General features: G+C 55.1%; 15 protein-coding genes. 3 read left to right on the forward strand and 12 right to left on the reverse strand.

Annotated features, from left to right (window positions below; all coding sequences use genetic code 11):
- Positions 1–115: 115 nt before the first annotated feature.
- The gene (locus tag FJM65_RS13300; RefSeq protein WP_140622018.1) at positions 116–2,443 is read left to right on the forward strand and encodes a glycoside hydrolase family 20 protein; all 2,328 of its coding nucleotides are present in this window, start codon (positions 116–118) and stop codon (positions 2,441–2,443) included.
- An 81-nt stretch (positions 2,444–2,524) separates the two neighbouring features.
- Here the strand turns inward: FJM65_RS13300 and FJM65_RS13305 are convergent, their stop codons facing one another.
- From FJM65_RS13305 to FJM65_RS13320, 4 genes are read right to left on the reverse strand one after another with little or no spacing between them, the layout of a single operon-like run.
- Positions 2,525–3,046, reverse strand: coding sequence for a lipid-binding protein (locus FJM65_RS13305; protein WP_140622019.1), 522 nt, complete (start codon positions 3,044–3,046; stop codon positions 2,525–2,527).
- A gap of 30 nt (positions 3,047–3,076) precedes the next feature.
- Complete coding sequence (locus FJM65_RS13310; RefSeq protein ID WP_140622020.1) at positions 3,077–3,706, reverse strand: DUF5011 domain-containing protein; 630 nt, start codon at positions 3,704–3,706, stop codon at positions 3,077–3,079.
- A gap of 25 nt (positions 3,707–3,731) precedes the next feature.
- Positions 3,732–5,213, reverse strand: coding sequence for a SusD/RagB family nutrient-binding outer membrane lipoprotein (locus FJM65_RS13315; RefSeq protein ID WP_140622021.1), 1,482 nt, complete (start codon positions 5,211–5,213; stop codon positions 3,732–3,734).
- Positions 5,214–5,232: 19 nt separating this feature from the next.
- Positions 5,233–8,373 (reverse strand): SusC/RagA family TonB-linked outer membrane protein, encoded by a 3,141-nt coding sequence (locus FJM65_RS13320; RefSeq protein WP_140622022.1) that lies wholly within the window; start codon positions 8,371–8,373, stop codon positions 5,233–5,235.
- Between the two features lie 314 nt (positions 8,374–8,687).
- Here FJM65_RS13320 and FJM65_RS13325 point away from each other — a divergent pair, with 314 nt between their 5' ends.
- Positions 8,688–9,533 carry a PorV/PorQ family protein gene (locus FJM65_RS13325; RefSeq protein ID WP_140622023.1) on the forward strand — a complete coding sequence of 282 codons (846 nt, stop codon included), beginning with the start codon at positions 8,688–8,690 and terminating at the stop codon, positions 9,531–9,533.
- Between the two features lie 3 nt (positions 9,534–9,536).
- Here FJM65_RS13325 and FJM65_RS13330 read toward each other — a convergent pair whose 3' ends face one another.
- A complete protein-coding gene (locus FJM65_RS13330; protein WP_140622024.1) occupies positions 9,537–10,784 on the reverse strand; it encodes a cation:proton antiporter in 1,248 nt (415 codons plus the stop codon).
- Positions 10,785–10,877: 93 nt separating this feature from the next.
- Here FJM65_RS13330 and FJM65_RS13335 point away from each other — a divergent pair, with 93 nt between their 5' ends.
- Positions 10,878–12,959, forward strand: a complete 2,082-nt coding sequence (locus tag FJM65_RS13335; protein WP_394348139.1) for a ComEA family DNA-binding protein — start codon at positions 10,878–10,880, stop codon at positions 12,957–12,959.
- Between the two features lie 648 nt (positions 12,960–13,607).
- Here FJM65_RS13335 and sigZ read toward each other — a convergent pair.
- From sigZ to FJM65_RS13370, 7 genes are all read right to left on the reverse strand, one after another.
- Positions 13,608–14,231, reverse strand: a complete 624-nt coding sequence (gene sigZ / locus FJM65_RS13340) for an RNA polymerase sigma factor SigZ (protein ID WP_140622026.1) — start codon at positions 14,229–14,231, stop codon at positions 13,608–13,610.
- A 2-nt stretch (positions 14,232–14,233) separates the two neighbouring features.
- Positions 14,234–14,746, reverse strand: coding sequence for a GNAT family N-acetyltransferase (locus tag FJM65_RS13345; protein WP_140622027.1), 513 nt, complete (start codon positions 14,744–14,746; stop codon positions 14,234–14,236).
- 86 nt (positions 14,747–14,832) lie between these two features.
- Positions 14,833–15,243, reverse strand: coding sequence for an ArsI/CadI family heavy metal resistance metalloenzyme (locus FJM65_RS13350; RefSeq protein ID WP_140622028.1), 411 nt, complete (start codon positions 15,241–15,243; stop codon positions 14,833–14,835).
- A gap of 117 nt (positions 15,244–15,360) precedes the next feature.
- Positions 15,361–15,816 (reverse strand): hypothetical protein, encoded by a 456-nt coding sequence (locus FJM65_RS13355; RefSeq protein ID WP_140622029.1) that lies wholly within the window; start codon positions 15,814–15,816, stop codon positions 15,361–15,363.
- A 5-nt stretch (positions 15,817–15,821) separates the two neighbouring features.
- Positions 15,822–17,738: a DUF3857 domain-containing protein gene (locus FJM65_RS13360; protein ID WP_140622030.1), complete on the reverse strand. Its 1,917-nt coding sequence runs from the start codon at positions 17,736–17,738 to the stop codon at positions 15,822–15,824.
- Between the two features lie 84 nt (positions 17,739–17,822).
- Positions 17,823–19,811, reverse strand: a complete 1,989-nt coding sequence (locus tag FJM65_RS13365; RefSeq protein WP_140622031.1) for a DUF3857 domain-containing protein — start codon at positions 19,809–19,811, stop codon at positions 17,823–17,825.
- A gap of 486 nt (positions 19,812–20,297) precedes the next feature.
- Entirely contained in the window at positions 20,298–20,666 is a 369-nt protein-coding gene (locus FJM65_RS13370; protein ID WP_239022950.1) for a hypothetical protein, read from the reverse strand.
- Between the last annotated feature and the right edge of the window lie 174 nt (positions 20,667–20,840).

Below are 20,840 nucleotides of genomic sequence, written 5' to 3' on the forward strand. Positions count from 1 at the left end.
GATTTACAATCCTAACTCGCTAAGTATGGCCTCTTCTACCCTCAACGCTCCGAAACCGCTGGTATTTCTCCCGAACATTGCTTATTCTTGATGTTTAAACACTTCTTACGCACACATGAACCTGAAAAAGACTTTCCCGCTGCTGCTAACCTTGGCTATGCTGCTAAGCGCCGGCTGCACGTATGGCCAGGATGAAACGGCCTTCTCCATCATCCCGAAGCCGCAGCACCTCTCGCCCGAAAAGGGCAACTTTACGCTCAACGCTGACACCAGAATACATGTGCCGGCTAAAAACGGGGAGCTGAAAAACATAGGGGATAAATTGGCGCAAAGTATAAAATCGGCTACCGGCGTGCAGCCGCAGGTTGTGCAGAAAAGCCCTAAGAAGAAGGCCAAGAACATCATTGAGCTCGCCCTAACCTCCTCCCCCGACACACTGGGCAAAGAAGGCTATACCCTGGAGGTTACGCCGGAGCGCATCATACTTGCGGCAAACCAGCCAAACGGGCTTTTCCTGGGCTTGCAAACGATAAAGCAGCTGTTGCCGCCGCAGCCTATCAAAGCGCCGGTCGCCATCCCTGCTGTCAGCATTGCCGATAAGCCCCGCTACGAGTGGCGCGGCATGCACCTGGACGTGACACGCCACTTTATGCCGGTGGAGTTCGTGAAGGAGTATATCGACTACCTGGCCATGCACAAGATGAACACCTTCCACTGGCACCTGACCGACGACCAGGGCTGGCGCATCGAGATCAAAAAGCACCCCAAACTGACCCAGGTAGGCGCCTGGCGCGACAGCACCCTCATCGGCCATTACTGGGATTTGCCGCAGACCTACGACAACGAACGCCACGGTGGCTTTTACACCCAGGAGCAGATAAAGGACGTGGTGAAGTATGCGCAGGAGCGCTACATCACGGTGGTGCCCGAAATTGAGATGCCGGGCCACGCGCTGGCTGCCCTGGCCACCTATCCGGAGCTGGCCTGCACGGAAGGGCCGTTTAAAGTGGAAGGCAAATGGGGCGTGTTTAAAGACATCTTCTGCGCCGGCAACGAGCAGACGTTCACTTTTCTGGAGGACGTGCTCACCGAGGTGATGGACCTGTTCCCGAGCGAATACATCCACATCGGCGGCGACGAGGCCCCGAAAACCCGCTGGAAGGCGTGCCCGAAGTGCCAGAAGCGCATCGCCGAGGAGGGGCTGAAGGACGAGCACGAGCTGCAGAGCTACTTTGTGCAGCGCATGGAAAAATTTCTGAACGCCCACGGCCGCCAGATCATTGGCTGGGATGAAATTCTGGAAGGCGGACTGGCACCCAACGCTACCGTGATGAGCTGGCGCGGCGAGAAAGGCGGCATTGAGGCTGCCAAGCAAAAGCACAAGGTCATCATGACGCCGGGCAACTACGTATACTTCGACCACTACCAGGGCGACCGTAACCTGGAGCCTGTCACGATCCACGGCTTCACGCCCCTGTCTGAAGTATACTCCTACAACCCAACACCTGCCGAGCTTTCCAGGGAGGAGCAGAAGTACATCATGGGTGCCCAGGCTAACCTCTGGACAGAGTATATCCTCTCTCCCGACCATCTGGAGTACATGGCCTTCCCGCGTATTGCCGCGCTGTCGGAAGTGCTGTGGACGCCGGTAAACCAGAAAGACTGGAACAGCTTTAAGCAGCGCATGCAGCAGCAGTACAAGCGCTACGACGCCATGGGCATCAACTATTCGAAAAGCGCTTACCAGGTGCGCCAGCAGCTAGAAGCAGATCCTGAAAGCAATGTTGCCACCGTTACCTTTACCTCAGATGCAGCCGGCACCGACATCTACTATACTCTGGACGGAACGGAGCCAACTGCCAATGCACACAAGTATAAAGGCCCGTTTAAGGTAGAGAAAGCTGCCGTGATAAAGGCCAGTTCTTTTGCTGACGGAAAGCTTGTAGGCCAGGCCACCACGAAGGTTTTTGATGCGCATAAAGCCCTGAACAAGCCGGTGAAACTGGCAACCGAGCCAAGCAAAAGCTTCTCGCCGGGCGCAGGCACCCTGGTAAACGGCCTGCACGGCACCACCGACCAATACGATGGGCAATGGCTTGGCTACCTGAGCGATGACCTGGAGGCGGTGATTGACCTGGGGCAGGTACAGCCTGTGCACCAGATCAGCAGCTCCTACTTCCAGCACATCGGCTATAAGGTTTTCCTGCCAACGCAGGTTGAGTATGCCGTATCGGAGGACGGGCAGCACTTTACCACCGTGAAAGTCATCAACAACCCGAACAAAGAAGAAAACATACTTCGCAAAGTGGTTTCAGCGGAATTCCCGTCCACGAAGGCACGCTATGTAAAAATCACGGCCCGCAACATGGGCATTGCGCCAGACAAGTACCCTGTAGGTGGCCAAAAGACCTGGCTGCTGGTGGATGAACTGAGCGTGCAGTAAGATACCTAGACACATTCCAAAAGAAGGGCCTCAGCAAAGGAGGCCCTTCTTTTTTGGGGATACTATAAAACAGCTTTTGCCTTACTCAAAACCTGTGCTGCGGTGGCCGTACACATGGTAAACGGTGCCAAAGGCAGGGTCGTCGTCTTCAAAGGACACTTTGAAGTAGATGCTATCCCGCTGCACCCCGTTTACGGTCACTGCATCTTCAAATACCTGCCCATCTGTAATGTTCACTTCAATGTCGTAAGGCTCTAACTCGCCATCTGCGTTCTCAACCTGGGCGGTGCTCACGGCATTCTGGGCGCTAAAGGTTAGGTTGCTCATGTTCACGTCAGTGCGTATGATAAACGTCCAGAAGTTCTCCTGGTCATCCACCCACACCTCAGTCGGCACGTTAGCGGCGGTATTGTAAATCAACAGCTCGGTGTCTTCTACAAGAGGCTCAAACTGCCCCGGCGCCGTCTCTACACTATACGTTACTGTCCAGTCGCCCGAAACCGGGTAGGTAGCCGTGTATTCTACATCATCGTCATCGTCGCAGGCAGGTAAAAAGCCCAGCGCCAGAAACAAGACCAGCAGGAGTGTATATGTTAGTTTCATGTGCTTCTAATTTTAAAGTTATATGTTTTCCTATTGCGCTTCCCACTCCCGGCGGCTGTCTACAATGCCATAGTTGGAGAGCGTTACCAGCAGCACGAGCGTGCCGTCGTCCAAGGTGCCCGAGCCGCTCACGGGGCCAAAGCCGCTGAGCGCTGCCTCTGCGATGGTGATGTCGGTGCCGTTGGCGGTAACCAGGTAGCCGGGAATCAGGTTTGGCCCCCATACGTTGGACATCAGGTAGAAGCCCGGCGCCAGTTTGGTGACATTTGCCGTTACGCCGCTCCGCACGTAGGCGCCCGATATATCCACTCCCGCCTGCTCAGGCGCCGCCAGCACTGCCACCGTACGGGTAGTGGAGCCGGAGAAGTTATCCGAGTTCACGGCGCTGTAGGTGATGTCATACACGCCGGGGGTGCTGGTGTCCACCTCTCCCGACACTGTCACTTCAATCTCCTCGCCGCCTTCCCTGGCCACTACGCCAGGGTCCGTAAAGGTTTCGCCCTGCACCACGGACACATACCTGTCTCCGGCCATCTCAAACTCGGGGTAAGCGGTTACAAACGACACGCTTCCCGTATCATCGTCTTTCTCGCAGCTAAACAAAACAAGCGCAGCTGCCGACAGCAGGGCTGTGATAAGCGTTTTATACTTCAGGTTCATCTTTTCCTCTTATTAAGGTTCTACATCAGTCCTTTTTGTCCCACCAAACCGGCTCGCTGATCTCCACCAGGCCCGGGTAGTTCTGGTTCCGGATCGCCTCTGTGTTCGGGTATACCAGGCGCTTCGGTATCAGGTCCGTGCCCAGCGTGGAGGCGGCGGAAGGCTGGATAAAGCTTGGATAGCCGGTTCTTCGGTACTCCGTCCAGGACTCAAAGCCCTGCACCCCGTTAAATGACACCCATTTCTGCGTAAGGATCTGCTCTACCTGCGCCTCCACATCACCGCTGGTAGTATAGGCTACCCCTTCCTGCTGCAGCAAGGCTTCAGCCTGTTCCGGCGCCAGGCCCAGGTAATCGAAAGACGCCCTGATACCTTGGGCATAGAGCTCGCCGGCATTGCCGCCCGCGCCGCCAGTCCAGCCTCTGGCCACAGCCTCGGCTTGCAAAAAGTAACTCTCCGCCGCTGTTATAAAGGGCACTGCCGTAGTAGGGCTGGCTACCGCCGGGCCCGGTTTGGATACAGTATTGGACTGGTTACCTGATCGTTCGGGGGTACATTCCACGCCTTGCTCCACGCCCACAAAGCTGCCGGCATCAGGGCCGGTCTCGGCAGGGTTATACAGGGCATTGATGCGGGGGTCGCCGGTCTGCTGCAAATAGCTGATGGAAGTGTTGCTGGCTACCACGTCCACGCCTCCTCTAAACACCACCTGGGTCTGGTAAAAGGGATTCCGGTTTTGGGTCTGGTCGGCAAACTCCACGTCGGCGGTCTGTCCCATCTGCAGAAACTCGGCACCGTCGGCATACATTGCCTGGATACCGCTTTGGGCCACATCCGGCCGTACATACGCCTGGCGCAAGTATACTTTCAGCTTCAGTGTGTTGGCAAACCTGCGCCACAAGCCCATGTCTCCACCGTATACTAGGTCCGCCCCTCCAAGCCCCGAGTCGGTGCCTTCGTCTATCAGCATCAGGGCAGAATCCAGTTGCATAACCAGCCTATCGTAAATTTCCTGCTGGGGCTGATATTCCGGATTCTGGTTCTCCAAGCCCGACAGCGCGGAAGTATAAGGCACGTCGCCCCAGGCATCCGTAATCACCTGCATCGTATACACCTGCATGATCTTCCCGACAGCCTGCGCGTTGGGGTTCCCGTCTTCTTCGGCCTGGTCGGCCACGAACTTAAAGTCTTCCAGGGCCCCGGCGTACAGCTCGCCCCACACCCGGGCATCGTAATCGGAAGAGGTAATCTGGTAGAGTTCCAGGTCGCAATACTGGTTGGCGGCCCCTGCCTGGGTCCAGTGCTGCGCAAAAAAGTTACCCAGAAACTGGAACTGGTTGCCCAGCACATACGCCAGCTCGCCCTGGCCGGCCGGCAGCGTCAGGGCCGGCGTTGAGGTGGGCGGGTTGTTGGGATCCACGTTTATGTCGAGGTAGTCATCACAGGCTGCAAAACCCAGCGAGCAGGCAACAAGTATGGCGATGGCTTTTATATATAGCTTTTTCATATTCTTCTTGGCTTCAGGTTTAGAAAGTTACTCTGATATTGGCTCCCCAGGAGCGGGTACTGGGGGTACTGCTGAACTCATAGCCCTGCAGGTTGCCATTGCCAAAGCTGTTCATTTCCGGGTCTATGTATGTGTTCTCGTCCGGCGTCCAGAGCACCAGGTTACGGCCCGATAGCCCCACCTCAATTGTGCCAAAGAAGGTTTTCTCGGTGACGGCCTCCGGCAACCTGTAAGACAGGCTCACCTCGCGCAGCTTGGTAAAGGAGGCATCGATAATGTTAGTGCCCTCGGGCAGGTTGCCCCAGTAGTCGTAGAGGTTGGCGTTGGTGAGCGGCGTGGTATTCTCCACATACTCGTCGCTGGTGCCTACCTGCACCACGGAGTTCGGTATGATGAACGGCTGCCGGTCGTTGAAGATGGTTTCCGGGGCAGTGCCGGCGAAGCGCTGCGTACCGCGTGTGCGGGAGTACATTTTGCCGCCCTGCCGTGTGTCGAACACCACTGCCATGCGCAGCCCTTTGTAGCGGAAGGTGTTCACCAGTCCGCCGCTCCAGTCGGGTTGAATGCTGCCCTGGTAGGTTTGCTCCGTAGAAAGGCGCGGCTGGCCGGTGGAGGCGTTCACCACAATGCGGCCCTCCGGGTCGCGCAGGTAGTCCTCGGCCAGAAAGGTACCGTAGGGCTTACCCTCGGAGATGACCAACGCAGCGGAGCCCAAGCCGCCCAAGGAGATCTCATTATCACCGGCCACATCCTCTACAGTATTTTTGTTCTTCGTATAGTTCACGCTGATGTCCCAGCTAAAGTCGCCGATCTCGATCGGTATGCCGCCCACTAAAAGCTCCACGCCCTCGTTCCGGATAGTAGCCGCGTTCAGGAAAGCGGAGCCAAAGCCGGTGGCATAGGACAGCGGCACGTTGATGATCTGGTCAGTAGACTTAGAGTTATAGTAAGCCGCGTCCAGGCGCAGGCGCTCAGTGAAGAAGCGCAAATCCGCCCCCACCTCCCAGGAACTGGTGTTCTCTGGCTGCAGACTTGCGTTTCCGATCACGTTGCTCACCTCAAAGCCCGGCATGCCTGCAAACGGGAAGTTCAGGTCGGTGCCCGCAAAGCCGTCGCTGATGTTGCCGGACACAAAGACAGAGCGGGTACTGTAGGGCAGCGCATCGTTGCCCACGTTGGCATAGTTTGCCCTGATCTTGGCAAAGTTTATCGGCGTGTTCTCAGCCAGCCCAAAGGCCTCTGCCGCGTCAAACGCCAGGTTCACGGAAGGATAGAAGAAACTGTTGTCGTCTATCGGCAGCGTAGAAGACCAGTCGTTGCGGCCTGTCAGCTCCAGCCAAACAAAATCCCGGTAGCCCACTTTGGCAGAACCGTAAACACCCACCAGCCGCCGCTTGTCTCTGAAACTATTGGTGAGCGGCGTTCCGATAATGTTGCTCAGCGACCTGAACTCATTGTTTGCCAGCGCGTCTGCGGTAGCTGTCAGGTCATCGTTCTCCCGCTGGTTAATGTTTTGCCCCACCAGCAGGTCCAGCATCAGGTTCTCCGACAGCGCCTTATTATAGCTCACGATCAGGTCTGAGTTTATCTCCCGGTAGTAGATCTGCCGCTCAGAGTACATGCCGTTGTCGTTGTTGGAAGCGTTCTGCCCCTCCACATCCCGGATGGCCATAAACTGCTTGCGGCGGTCGGTGTAAAAGTCGGTGCCGAGGCGATAGGTAACATTCAAGCCCTCCATGATGTCATAGCCCAGGGTGATGTTACCAAACAGGCGGTCCACGTCATTTTCATACGTCTGGTTGCGGATGGCCCAGTACGGGTTTATAGTATAAGGCGAGTAAAAGCCCGCCTCGTCGTTAAAGGGACTATCCAGGTCTTTCAGCTCCAGCACCGGAATGTCGCGCGGCGTCTGGATCAGCTGGTTAAACACCGAGTTGCCCTGGCCGGTCATGGCAAAGTCGCCCCCGGATTTGGTGTAGGTGATAGAGGCCGTAGAGTTGAACAGGTTCAGCAGCTTGGTAGTACCCTTCAGGGCGAGCGAGTGGCGGTTATACTCTGTGGATGGCACCACCCCCTCCTGCTGCGTGTTGGAGTAGGAGGCATAGTACGTGGCGTTCTCCGCCGCCCCCGACAACGACACGGTGTTGGTCCAGTTGTGGCCGTACTCAAAAAACTGCTTGATATTGTCCTCCAGCGCTTCGTATGGTTTCACGCGCTGCTGGTTATCCACAATCTGCCCCCAGGGCCGAAGCTCACCTGTAAAAATGGGTCCCCAACTAGTGTTCTCCAACAGGTCCGGCTCCCCAAAAAAGCCCTGCCCGTAGCGGTTCTGCAGTTCTGGGTAGCGCAGGATATCCTCGATAGTATAAGACGTGAGAAAAGTGATCTCCGCTTTTTTGGTTGCTCCCCGCCCTGATTTGGTCGTGATCATGATGACGCCGTTGGCAGCGCGGGCTCCGTACAACGCGGCGGCGGCCGGGCCTTTCAGAATGTTGATGGACTCGATGTCATCGGGATTGATGTCGTTGGCGCGGTTACCCACGTCCACGCCATTGTTCAGGTTATCGCCCGTCCCGCTGCTGCTGTTGTCTACCGGGATGCCGTCAATCACAAACAGGGCCTGGTTGCTTTGGGAGATAGACTTTGCCCCCCGGATAACCACCCGGGTAGAGGAGCCCGGGCCACCGCCCTGGCTTTGGATGTTGACGCCGGCCACCTTGCCTTGCAGCGCGTTTACCACGCTACGGTCGCGCCCCTGCGTCAGCGACTCCGAACCGACTTGCTGGGTGGCATAACCAAGGGTTCTTTCTTCCTCCTCACGGCCCAGCGCCGTTACCACCACCTCCTGCAGTTGCTCGGTGTCCAGGCCCATGGCTACGTCTATGGTGGTGGCGTTGCCAACCTCCCGTGTTACATCAGCATAGCCCAAAAAACGAAAGACTAACGTGTTGGCGTTGGCAGGCACGTTTAGGGTGTACTCTCCGTTGACACCGGTGGTAGTACCTACCGTAGTGCCTTGTACAATTACGGCCACCCCAGGCAGCGGCTGCCCGCTTTCCTGGTCGGTAACCGTACCTGATACTGTCCTGGCTCCTTGCGAGTAGCCTGAGAGTGGCAATAGCAGCGCCAGTATCAAGCTCAGTAGTAGAAGCTTTTTCATAAGCACGTAATTAACTATAAAACAATGTATTGTAGCTAAGTTGTACGTGCTTCAAATTGCTGTACCCACTATATAAAATCCAAATAGGATAGTATTTGATACAAACACCATAAAAACAGATGTTAACACACCAAAATCTTTAGCCAAATAAAAAAGTATAAAAAAAGCAGATATTACTATACTTCCTATATCGTTTACAGCCCCCTTTCGTAAAGGGAAATACCTATTCTAAAAAGCTATAATTCAATATTTAAACCTACAAATAGTAAGCTTTACCGGTATTCTATACATGCATCTGCGGCAAACCTAAGCACATGAAGCACAATTTTATACTTGTACTTTTAACCTTACTTTTAGCTTGGCGGCTACCGGCACAAGCGCAGGAACTGTGCAATTTCGGGGCGCGGGCGGCCGGCATGGCGTATGCTACTGCCACCTTGCATGATGTATGGGCGCTGAGCAACAACACAGCCGGCATAGCAGCTCTGGAGCAACCATCTTTTGGGGTGCAGGCCAGCACCAGGTATGGCGAGCGGGCATTTACCACGGTGGCGCTGCAGGCTATTTATCCCACGCAGAAGTATGGCACCTACGGCTTAAGCATGAGCAGGTTTGGCGATGCCTTGTTTAGCCAGCAGCACGCGGGGTTGGGGGTGGCGCACAAGCTTGGCAACTTTAGCCTGGGCGCAAAGGCGGACGTGTGGCAGGTAAGCGTACAGGAATACGGCAGCCGGAAAGCGGTGGCGCTGTCGGTGGGGGTGCAGGGCGAGGTGTTGCCCGATTTATACTTTGGGGCCTTTGCCTATAACCTAAACCAAGCCAGGCTGGCCTCTTTGGAGGATGAGCGCTTGCCCACCGTGATGAAAGCCGGCCTCTCCTATCGCCCCACCTCCCGGTTGCTTATAGCCGCCGAAACAGAGAAAAGCATCGACTATGACGCCGATTTTAAGGCTGGGGCAGAGTATGCGCTGCTGCAGCGGAAATTTATACTTCGCTCGGGCTTCAGCGCACTTTCCGGCAGCCTGAGCGTTGGGGCCGGCTTCAGGGCGCGGCAGCTGCAGGTAGACTATGCCTATGGCTCCACAGCCCCTATCGGCAGCAGCCACCATTTGTCCCTGGCCTATACTTTGCAAAGCCGCACGCCGGTTACATTTCCCTGATCATCATACTTTTACCCGCTCTCCTACCCGCTTAATAAAGGTCTCGATGCTAAGTCCCTGCACCACCAGCGACAGCAGCACCACGGTATAGGTTATCGCCACGATCTCATCGCGGTACATATCAGAGGAAAGGGACAGGGCCAGCGCAATGGAGATGCCCCCGCGCAGGCCGCCCCACGTCATGATGGAGAGGGCGCCGGGCGCAAACGTGCGGTGCAGGCCTAAGGTATAGCTCGGAACGGCCAGCGCCACATACCGCACCATCAGCACAATGCCCGTCGTTATCAGCCCAATGGCCGCATACTCCCACTTAAACTCCACTACCATCAGCTCCAGGCCGATCAGCACGAACAGCACGGCGTTCATCACCTCATCCACCATCTCCCAGAACTTGGTCAGGTAATCGGCGGTTTGCTGGCTCATGGCCAGTTTGGTGCCTTGGTTGCCTATCAGTAGTCCGGCCACCACCATGGCCAGCGGGCCCGAAAAATGGAAATACTGGGCAATGCTGTAGCCGCCCATTGCCACAGCCAGCGACATCAGCACCTCGGTTTGGTAATGGTCTATGCGGCGCATAAAATGGAAGGCAATGTAACCGATGAGCAGTCCCAGCCCCAGGCCGCCGCCCACTTCCTTAATAAAGAGCTCCGCGATAAACGAGCTCTCCAGGTTGCCTATGCCCCGCTGCGCAATCTCGAAGATGGAAATAAACACCACCACGCCCACGCCGTCGTTAAACAGCGACTCACCGGTTATGCTTACCTCCAGCGATTTTGGCAGGTTAGCCCTTTTCAGGATGCCAAGCACGGCAATGGGGTCGGTTGGCGAGATGAGCGCCCCGAACAAGAGGCAGTAAATATAATCGATGGGCTGGCCCAGCAGCTGCAGCAGGTAATAGAAAGCCGTGCCCGTTACGGCCGTGGAAATGAGCACACCCACAGTAGCGAAGATGAGAATGGGCCACTTGCTCTCGCGCAGCTTCTCCAGGTCGGTGTGCAGGGAGCCGGCAAACAGCAGGAAGCTCAGCATAAAATCGAGCAGAAACTCCGAGAAGTCGAAAGCCGTCAGCCGCTCTTCCACCACCGCCTCCACATCCGGCCTTACCATACCCACCGCCTGCACCACCAACGACAGCAGCAGGCCAGCCAGCAGCAGCCCTATGGCGCCGGGCAGCTTTATGTACTGCTGGTTGATGTAGGCAAAGGCCGCAGAGATAATAAGTATGATTGAGAATATGTGGAAAACCTCCATAGCGCCCCTTTTATTTAACTTTATAGTACAAAACAAGTATGAGAATATTCTGATACTGATGTTTGGTCATCTTCGTTGCTTATGGTGCGAGGCTTGCTTCTGGGAACGCTGCTTTTGCTGTGGCTGCCGCTGCTGCTGCAGGCACAGGACTACCCGCGCCAGAACATCGACCTGGACCTGCTGGTGCAAGAGCTTTTTGCCGAGCAGGACGACGAGAACATTAGCTACGAAGACCTGTACGAAACACTTTTCCAGTACTACCAGCGCCCCATCAACCTCAACCGCACCACCCCCGAAGAGCTGGCCTCGCTGTACCTGCTCTCGCGCTCCCAGATTGCTGCCTACTTTAACTACCTGCAGGAGAACGGGGAGTTGCTCAGTATTTACGAGCTGCAGGCTATACCCGGCTTCGACATGCCTACTATTTACAGGCTGCTGCCTTTTGTGCGGGTGCAGGATGCGGGGCTGCAGTCCGACACGCGGCCGCTCTGGCAGCGCATGGCCGGCGAAGACAACAACGCGCTTATACTTAGGTATGAGCGCACGCTGCAGCAGCGCCGTGGCTATACCCCCGCCGACACCGGCAGCAGCGCCGCCAGCCGCTACCTGGGCTCGCCCGAAAAACTATACTTGCGCTACCGCATCAGCCATGCCCGTGACTACAGTGTGGGCGTTACCGCCGAGAAAGACGCCGGGGAAGCGCTTGCCTGGAGCCCCGGCACCCGCCGCTATGGCTTTGATTTTTACACGGCACACCTGCAGCTCTACAACAAGGGCCGCTTCAAAACAATTGCCTTAGGCGATTACCAACTGCAGTTCGGGCAGGGGCTGTTGCTGTCGTCGGGGTACAGCGTGGGCAAGGGCGGCGAAACGATTACCACCGTAAGCCGGCCCAACCTGGGCATACGCCCCTACAGCTCGGTGCTGGAGTATGCCTTCATGCGCGGGGCCGCGGCAACGTATACTTTTGGGAACATAGACGTTACGGCCTTCTACTCGAACAAGCGCGTGGACGCCAACCTGCAGGCCCAACTCGATTCACTGCACGCGGAACAGCAGTTTTTCACCGGCATCCAAACCACCGGCTTCCACCGCACGCCTAACGAGCTGGCCAACAAAGGTGCGGTGCGGGAGCAGGTGTACGGCAGCAGCGCCCAGTATCAATCCGAAAGCAAGACTTTCTCAGCTGGCATAACGGCCATGGGGATGCACTATAGCTCGCCTATTCAAAAAGCGGGCGCACCTTACCAGCGCTTCGAGTTTGGCGGCACAGCCAACTATAACCTCGGCACGAACTACAGCTATACCTGGCAGAATGTATACTTGTTCGGGGAAACGGCCTTGAGCAGAAGCGGCGGACTGGGAAGTATAAACGGCTTGATTGCCAACCTTTCAGATGAGGTGGAGCTGTCGATGCTGTACCGCCACTATGCCCGCGATTTCCATTCGTTCTATGGCAGCGCCTTCGGCGAGGGTGGTCGCAACATAAACGAGCGGGGGTTTTACACGGGCATTAAACTAAAGCCATTGCCCAAGTGGGAGATCACGGCGTATTACGACAGGTTCATGTTTCCGTGGCTGCGCTACCTGGTGGATGCCCCCTCTCATGGTAACGAGTATTTGCTGCGGCTATACTTTAAGCCCAACCGCCAGAGCAGCCTGTATGCGCAGCTGCGCCACGAGAGCAAAGGCCGCAACCTGAGCGGCAATACCAACCCCATGGATTACGTGGCGCAGGCCGAGCGGCGGAACTACCTGTTATACTTCGAAACATCGCCCACCAAAACGCTCAACCTGAAAACGCGGCTACAGTTTGGCACCTATGCCCAGGAGTCGCCGCAGCAAACGGGTTATTTCCTCTCCCAGGATGTGAACTTTACGTTTGATAAGATCCGCCTCAGCACCCGCTACGCCCTCTTCGACACCGACAGCTACGACACCCGGCAGTACGCCTACGAGCGCGACGTGCTCTACGCCTTCTCTATACCTGCCTTTAGCGGCAGAGGTACGCGCTTTTATACTTTGGTGCAGCTGCGCCCGCTTCGCAACCTGGATGTGTGGGTAAAGTATGGCCTAACGCACTACCGCGACCAGCAAAGCATTGGCACCGGCCCGGAAACGATTGAAGGCCCCAGAAGATCGGATGTGAAGGTGCAGGTAAGGTATAAGTTTTAGTTGTGATTTTTGAAGCAATTAACTTCTGGCGCCCCGAAGGCTTTCGGGGTGCCTTTATACTCTAGCCGCGGCTACCTACCCTTTTCTGGCGCAAGCGTCCGCTTGTGCCTCGCATAGCCACGGCTTTCCGCAGCCTGAACCAAGCTATCCTTTCTAGCTGCCGTTCATCCTCAGACTTACAAAGGCTATAGTTTCATTTCGGGGTAAACTCTTTCGGGCATCGCGCTGTGTTCCCTCCTTGCCTCGCTGCCGCTCAGCATGCCCTTGGCGGGCGCCGGATCTCACAAGGCGCTCTTGTCGAGGGCCCCAACCCCCACCCAAAGGCTGGGATTAGTTTTCGATAACCACTGCCTTTGCTTTGGAACAAGTATAATTCCCCTCCTTAGCTAAGGAGGGGCTAGGAGTGGTTGGGCCCGGTAAAGCAAAAGCTCCCTCTCCTGTTCTTAGGAGAGGGTTGGGGTGAGGTACTATTCCCCTCCTGGGAGGGGCAGGGGTGGGTTCACCTCTGTAGTAATAGAGTCCAACCTCTTCGTGTGTGTAGCTTTGCTAAAATTACAGGAGGCAAAAGCGCGCTCTTCCGCCATACATAAGTTTCGGGTGGTTGTCATTTGCTTGTTGGGCACAGTTAAAGCCATGACGGATTATACTTTACTCTCCGCAGCAGCTCTTTGGCTCCTGCAGCGCCGTGCAAGTGGCTTTCACGGCAGCGCTCAGCACCTGCCCGCTATGGCTTAGCTCCAGGTGGCAGCACGCCAGAAACAGCTCCTTCAGCTTCTCGCGCCCACGCTGCACCCTGGACTTAGCGCCGGAGTAGGAAATGCCCAGCCGTTCGGCAATCTCTTTCTGGCTCAGGCCCTCCAGCTCGCTCAGGCGCAGGGCCTCGGCATACGCAGAGGGTAGTAAATTGATCAGCGGCTCCACCAGCGCCTCCACCTCTTGCCGGTTTCGCTCCGTTAGCTCCTCCGGTTCATAAATATCCGCCGCCTCGGCCAAAGGTTGTCGGCGGCTGCGCTCCCTGAAAAAGTCGTGCACGGTGTTGCGGGTGATCTGGAAGAGCCAGGCCTTTAGGTTGTGCACGCCCTGCAGCTGCTCACAGTTTTTGTAAAGCTTCAGGTAGAGCTGCTGCAGGATGTCATCGGCCGTTTCCCTATCCTGCACGCGCTTCAGCACAAAGCCACGCAGCTGCGCCTCATACGCCAGAAAAGCCGGCGCCACGGCAGCACAGCTATCTTGCGGCAAATCGATCGAGGGATTGTTGCAGCACTTATCCATCGTTACACGCCTATTATCTTGCTTCGTTTTTCCATTAACCAGGTGTCGCGCCACTGGCCGTGCAGTTGCCCCAGCCGCTCGCGCAGCCCCACTATCCTGAAGCCGCACCGCTCATGCAGCCGCACGCTGGCCTCATTCTCTTTCAGTATGTGCGCCTGCAAGGTCCAGATACCCGCTCGCTCCGACTCCTGCACCAGCCGCTGCAACAACAGCCTGCCAATGCCATGGCCTTTATACCTTGGGTGGATGTATACGCTATCCTCGGCCACGCCACTGTACACGCACCTGCCCGACACCGGCGTAAGTGCGGCCCAGCCGGCCACCTCTCCTTGCACCATCGCTACCACGCGGCAGCCTTTCATGTGTTTGCTGTCCCACTCCTCCCACTCCGGCGCCTTTGTCTCCAGGGTGGCGTTTTGGGTGGCGATGCCCAGTTCGTAAATCTCTTTTATCTGCGGATAGTGCTCCGGCAGCATCTCTGTTAGCTGCACAGCGTGTTGGGTTGTGGCTTCCATGGTTCTATGTCTGGAGTAAATATAATCCGGCGGCAAGTATAAAAGTATACGTGTCGCCGGATTTGTTTTCCATCCTCTGTTCTGCACTAGATGGCGGCTTCGGGGCAGCATTTGGTGGTTGGCTCCCCATACACTGTAGACTCGCCAAACGTATAGAAGGCCTCCCAGTCCACGCCCTGCGGGTCGGTGATCCATGACTTTTCTGACCTGGCGTAGCAGCAGGTGCACTTGCCTTCCTCCCGGATGGCGCCTTTGGCTTCCTTCAGGCGGGCGTATACTTCGCTCAACTCGTCCTTGCTCTCGGCCTGTATGCCCAGGTGCTCTATGCCGACACTCTCGGGGCGATGCGAAATGGCAAAATTGATGCGCGGGTCTTCCAGCATCCACTTGGCGTAGTCAGGCTTCAGCACGGTTGGCGCTGCGCCAAACAGGGCCGTATAAAAAGCGGTGGATTCCTGCAGGTTCTTTACGCTTAGGTTTACGTGAAATCGTTTCATGGCTCTGTGTTTTATACTTGTTACACCCTGATGACGGAGCCGCTCCTAAAAAGACGCAGCCCTTCGCGAATTTTTTTTCACGAAGGGCTGCGGAATGCCTTTTCTGATTTTTTATATTTATTGAGGCAGGAAAAACAGGAGCGTCAAGAGAAGCGCGAAGGTAATCAGCACGCTTACCAGCGACACCCACACCGCCCGCCACTTCGAGTAGAGGGCGCCGCCCTGCGCTTTGTGCTCCGCAATGGCAGTGCCCTGAAGTTTCTTACCGATAAAATAAGCAAACGCAGCCATCAGCCACGGTATCACATAGTTCGGCACCTTCTCCGTGACGTGCTCGGGCAGCATGATCAGGCTCCCGAACAGCACCACCGCGATCAAGGTTGTCCAGAGCAGGATACTTTTGCCTCCTTCTTCCTCGCCCAGGGCTATGTAGTTGGAATAAAGCAGAAAGCCCCCGGCTAATGGCCCTCCCAGAAAAGTGCCCATCATAATTGCGTTCAGGTCATAAAGTTTTTCTTCCGGCACTGCCACCTGCGGCATTTCATCCATACTTATATTGTCTTCTGTCTGCATCGCTTTTAAGGTATGTTTTTTACCAGCACCACCTGCTCGGCATCTGCTTTTACAACATTATTGTAGAAGGCCACGAGCTGCGCATAGGTATCAGGGGCGAAACGGCCTTTGTGCATCTGCATGCGGCGCACGTAGGTAATCCGCTGGCCGTCTACCTTCACGTCGGCCTCATACTCCCCAAAAACCGATTGATGCTTTATTTTGCCTGGCAGGTACTCTACAGTATAGCCCACCGGCACCTCTATTTCCACCGTGTCCACATCAACATAAGCCAGCTTGCGTACCACATCCGTCAGGCGCTTGGCTTTTTGGTCGGGCACGTAACGCCACTTGCTCATCAGGTTAGGGGTAATAAACATGCGCTTGCCGCTCAGGGTGGCGCATTGGCGCAGTTGCAGTTCCAGTTCCTCCGTCACGCTTGGCACCCGGTCCTTCTTCTGCGTAAAGCTGAATTTGCTGATCTCGAAGGGTGGCGCCTGCACATTTTCGTAAAGCCACTTGCGCTGCTCCTCGGGCTTCCGGTGATGCATCAGACCGTCCAGCGTCTCTTGCTGAATGCCGGTGTAGAGCGTGTTGACGGTGGCCAGCCCGGCGCCTTTTTCATCCAGCCTCAGTTTTATACTTCGGATCTGCTGGTTATCGGCTGCCCCGTACGAAGTGGTTTTTACCAGCTTGCCTCCCTCTGGCGTAATCAGCAAGGCATGGCGGTCGCCGGTGAAGCTGCCGTTGTAGCCTGCCGCCTCCGTCTGGCTGGTGCACTCCAGCCACATGGTGTCCTGCGGCATGGGCACGCAAAGTATAACGTGGTTAAACTGGCTGCTGGGAAACTCTGTCTTCACATCCGGCGCGTCTTCGCCGCCGTTGATCAGGGCGTAGTGCGAGGTAACCCCGACCGCCTTTAGCATGGCATGGGTATAGTTGGAGAGGGCTTTGCAGTCGCCATAGCCTTTGCTGTCCACGAAGCTGGCCTCAAAAGGCTGCCAGCTGCCAATGCCCAACTGGATAGACACGTAGCGCGTTTTTCCCTGCATATAGTCGTACACCAGGCGCACCTTCTCCTCGGTTGTTTTCGCATTGGCTGTCAGCTGCTTCAGCTTAGCCACTGTTTCTTCCGGCAGCTGGTCCCGCCCTTCGTTCAGTTTATTTATCCAGAGGCCAAGGTCTTTCCAGGTCTCCATGCTTCCACGGTAGCCGTCCACCTCAAACTCGTTGGGCGCCGTCAGTACCATCGGCATCACCTCCCGGTAGTCAGGCCCAAAAGGCTCCAGTTCCAGGGGTTTTAAGTTGTTTACCTCCCACTGGTACACCTCGTGCGTGCCGTTGTTGCTCACGGCTACTTTCTTGGCGATGTTACCCTCCAGGTAGCGCAGCTTAGAGCCTAGCGGCACCTGCACCTCCAGGGTGGCCTTCTCCACCGACAGTTTATCGGCATCCTGCGGGAACCAGCGCGGGTAAAACATGGTGTAAGACTGCGTTAGCTCATACTCAAACTCCACCGTGTAAGGGTACACGCTGTACTCCAGGTCTGCAATTTTCACGCGGCTGTCTTCATACACCGACATGCTGCTAACGGCACTTACATCTTTTATATCGCTGTTCTTGAGCTTCTTTATCTTTTTGCCAAAGCGGTCATACGAGGTGCCCGATATATTGGTGACCTTGCTCATCTTCGTGTTGTAAGGCACGTAGAGCGTGGCCTTGTAATCGCCGTACTCGTTCAGGATGGTGATGGTGGTTTTGAAACGGGTGGTTCCGCTGGTGAGCGAGTTCACCGTGAACACCGTTTCCTCATTTCGGATGATGGCGTTCGCGCCCTCCCGCAGTTCGTCGGGGGAGGTTGTTTCGGCGGCCATGGCCTGTGGTGCCAGCAGCAGCCAGCACAATACCGCGCAGAGCCAGTTATACTTTCTGTTCGCAAACATGACTGAAAAGAAATAAAATAAGAGGATAAGGTTAAAGAGGTAGCCGTGGGCGCTGCCGCGGCTACCTCTTCTGCCGTACAAGATTTAGTTGGCTGCTACTTTCTTCAGCACGATCTGCTCGGCGTGTTTGGCAATAATCTGGTTAAAGAACTCCTTCAGGTAAGGGTACTCCGGCGCATAGTACACAGGCTTGCTGATGTTTACCTTGCTCATCACCTGGATGGCTTTGCCCTCCTGCTGCACCTGCACCATGTACATAAAGCGGCCGCCGCCCTCGGGCAGGTTAATGGCTACGCTTTTCGGCATCTCTTCTACCACGTAGCCCTCCGGCACCGCAAAGTTGCAGGTGTATACTTCGTCTATCGGCATGCCAAAGTCAACCGGGTACAGGCGCTCCTGCAGCTTAAACGGGTTTTCTTTTTCGCCGCGACCCAGCATTGGGTTCAGGTAGATTATGTCGTTGGAGCGGCCGCTGCCCTCCACGCTGATGTTGTAGGAAATATCCAGCGGCGTGCTCAGGTCCTTCAGGTTCTTGATCTTTGGCTCCGTTAGTTTAAAGTCGCCTACCTCTTTGGCCAGTCGCTCGGTATACTTGCTCTCGCCTTCCTCTAAAATGGTTCTGCGCAGGTCCACGGCATGGTAACCGCCCGCCGACTCGCGGCCCGTTCCTGTTATGTCGCCTTTGTCGTTTATGGTGAGGTAGGCGCTGAACAGCTTTACTGAGCTTGCGCCTGGCTCCAGGCTCACCCAGCCGTGCGCGTTTTTCTTGATGAGGCGGCCATGCCCGTTCAGGCATCGCTCCGGCAGCACGCCAAGCGGCACGAGCGGGTCGGTGGCATCCAGCAAGTATGAGTTTTCGCCTACGGTTACCTGTGCAACCACGTAGTTAAATTTAGTTACCATCGGCGACATAGCCGTGTTGACACGCCCGTTGGCACGGGTGCTCACCAGCACCGGCGCCGCGTCCAGGCCCGCTTCCAGCAGCATCGAGGTGAGCAGCAGGTTCAGGTCAGACGCTGTTCCGGTGCGCTCGTCCCATGCCTTGCGGATGGTGGTGGTCGCGTAAATTCCGTTCTTGCCATTCCATTTCATGCGGTTGCGCACAATGTTATAGATGGCCTGCATCTGCTCTTCCGGCTTTTTATACATTGCCTGCACCGCGGCAATCTCATTCTTAAAGAAAGCGCTGCGGTTCAACTGCGTTCCAAAGCGGCTCTCCGTCAGCAGGTCGCTTGTTACCTTGTCCCAGTCGCCGGTCATTACCTGCGGCAGTTGCCCCGGAAACTTCACGCGCTGCAGCTCAAACTCTATTTTAGACTGATAATCGCGCAGTGTGGTAATATACTTCTCCTCTTTCAGGGCCGGCACGTCTTTCATGATCCACACATAGGCGTTGTTCATCATATCCGGGGATGCTGCGGCAGAGCCAGCGGCTGTTTCCTTCGTATTCTCGTTTTTATAGAGCCTGTTGTAGCCCTGCAGCAGGAACTTATAGTCGAAATACTCCGGTATCTGGGCATGGTACTCGCTCCAGGCCACGGGTATGCTGTACTGGAACTCCCAGTCGCGCAGCGTGTACACAAAATCGGAGGTGACGGTATAGCTGACGTCGATCACGGAGCCTTCCTTTACGTTGGGCATGGTAAACTTTTTGGCATAGCTGTACTCCGAGGTCTGCTCCTCAAAAATACTTTTACCGTCGAGTTTATCTTTTTGGATCTTGCCGTTCTCCAGGTTAAAGGTAAAGCCTTTTATAAAGCTCACACGCTCCTTGTCGCCGCCTCTTTGGTAGAAAGGCACCACCACATTGGCCCAATCATAGCCAGCTTTTTTTAAGATCTTGATGCGCACCTGCCGCTCAAACACCACCTTCAGCTCACCCATGTACTCAAAGCGCGAGTAGCCATAGTCGGAAAGGATAACAGCAGCGGCAGACGTATCCTTGTCATAAGTACTCATTTTGAGCTCTTCCTCGGATATTTTACCAAATTTAAAGGATTGTGCCACGGAGCGGTAAGAAAAGCCGGCCAAGAGAATAGCCAGCACGAATAGTTTTGTAAAAGTTGCTTTCATAGGCAAAATTTAAGGTTAATAACTGTTTGTCTGCTTAATTTAAAATGCAAAGCGATGGCAGGCTGATCATCGCAACTTTTGCGTGATCAGCGTTTTACACCCTACATCTATAAATTTCTATAAAGAAAGGTATATTTTAATATATATCCCAAACTTACCTATAAATTTATGGAGGTATGATTGGGGTTCTAGTGGCTGGCTGCGCTGCTTCGCCTTTTTGAAATTTATTGAGTTGAGGGCAGATCATTTCATCCGCTGCGCGGGGACAGGAACCGGGCAACTAATGTCCGATGGCCAGAAGGTTACAGCCCTCTGCACTGCCCTTAAGCGGCATTAGGCTACCTATTATGACATTCTTGGTTGGGCTTTGAGTAGAGGGGAAGGCAAGGTCGGCTTTGGGAGCCTATAAGGTGGGAAATAAAAAAAGCAGAGCGGCAGCCAAACGTAAGTTGCTGTCGTTCTGCTTCATGCTGCAGACACTGCTTGTTAGAGGTGCTCTGTAAAGTTGTTTTTATCGGACCAGAATTCGCGACAGGCTTCGCGCTGCTCCTCCACAAACTTGTTGTTTTTTTTCAGGTCTTTCCAGTTGCCATAGCCCAGGCGCTCGCACATCCTGAAAAAGTTATCGCCTTGGTTTTTCTGCCCCTTTATCCGAACAAGGGAGCTTAACAGCGGGCGCCCTGCCCTAAACTCTCTTTCTGAGATTTCATCAATCACCTCAGAAAGCATTGTTTTTTCGTAGGGATTCTCCAGGTTAAGGCCAAGCTCAGCTTCGTAGATAAGGTTCTGAAAAGACATCAGGTGTGCTCTACCGCGAGCTACTTGAATGAGTTTCTTTCGTACGCGTGAATTCATTTTTGCAAAGTATAAGGTTACGCAATTAAACACCGGGGGCAGCATAGGCGCCTCCGAAGTGTTCTTCCTGCATTACTAGATAAAAAGATATATATACTTATAAACGTATGAAAGCTCTAAAAAGTTTCACATCCAGTGCAATTTAATTCTTTATTTTGTGCAAAAACTAAGGCT

This window comes from Pontibacter mangrovi (genome assembly GCF_006385705.1).
Lineage (GTDB): Bacteria > Bacteroidota > Bacteroidia > Cytophagales > Hymenobacteraceae > Pontibacter > Pontibacter mangrovi.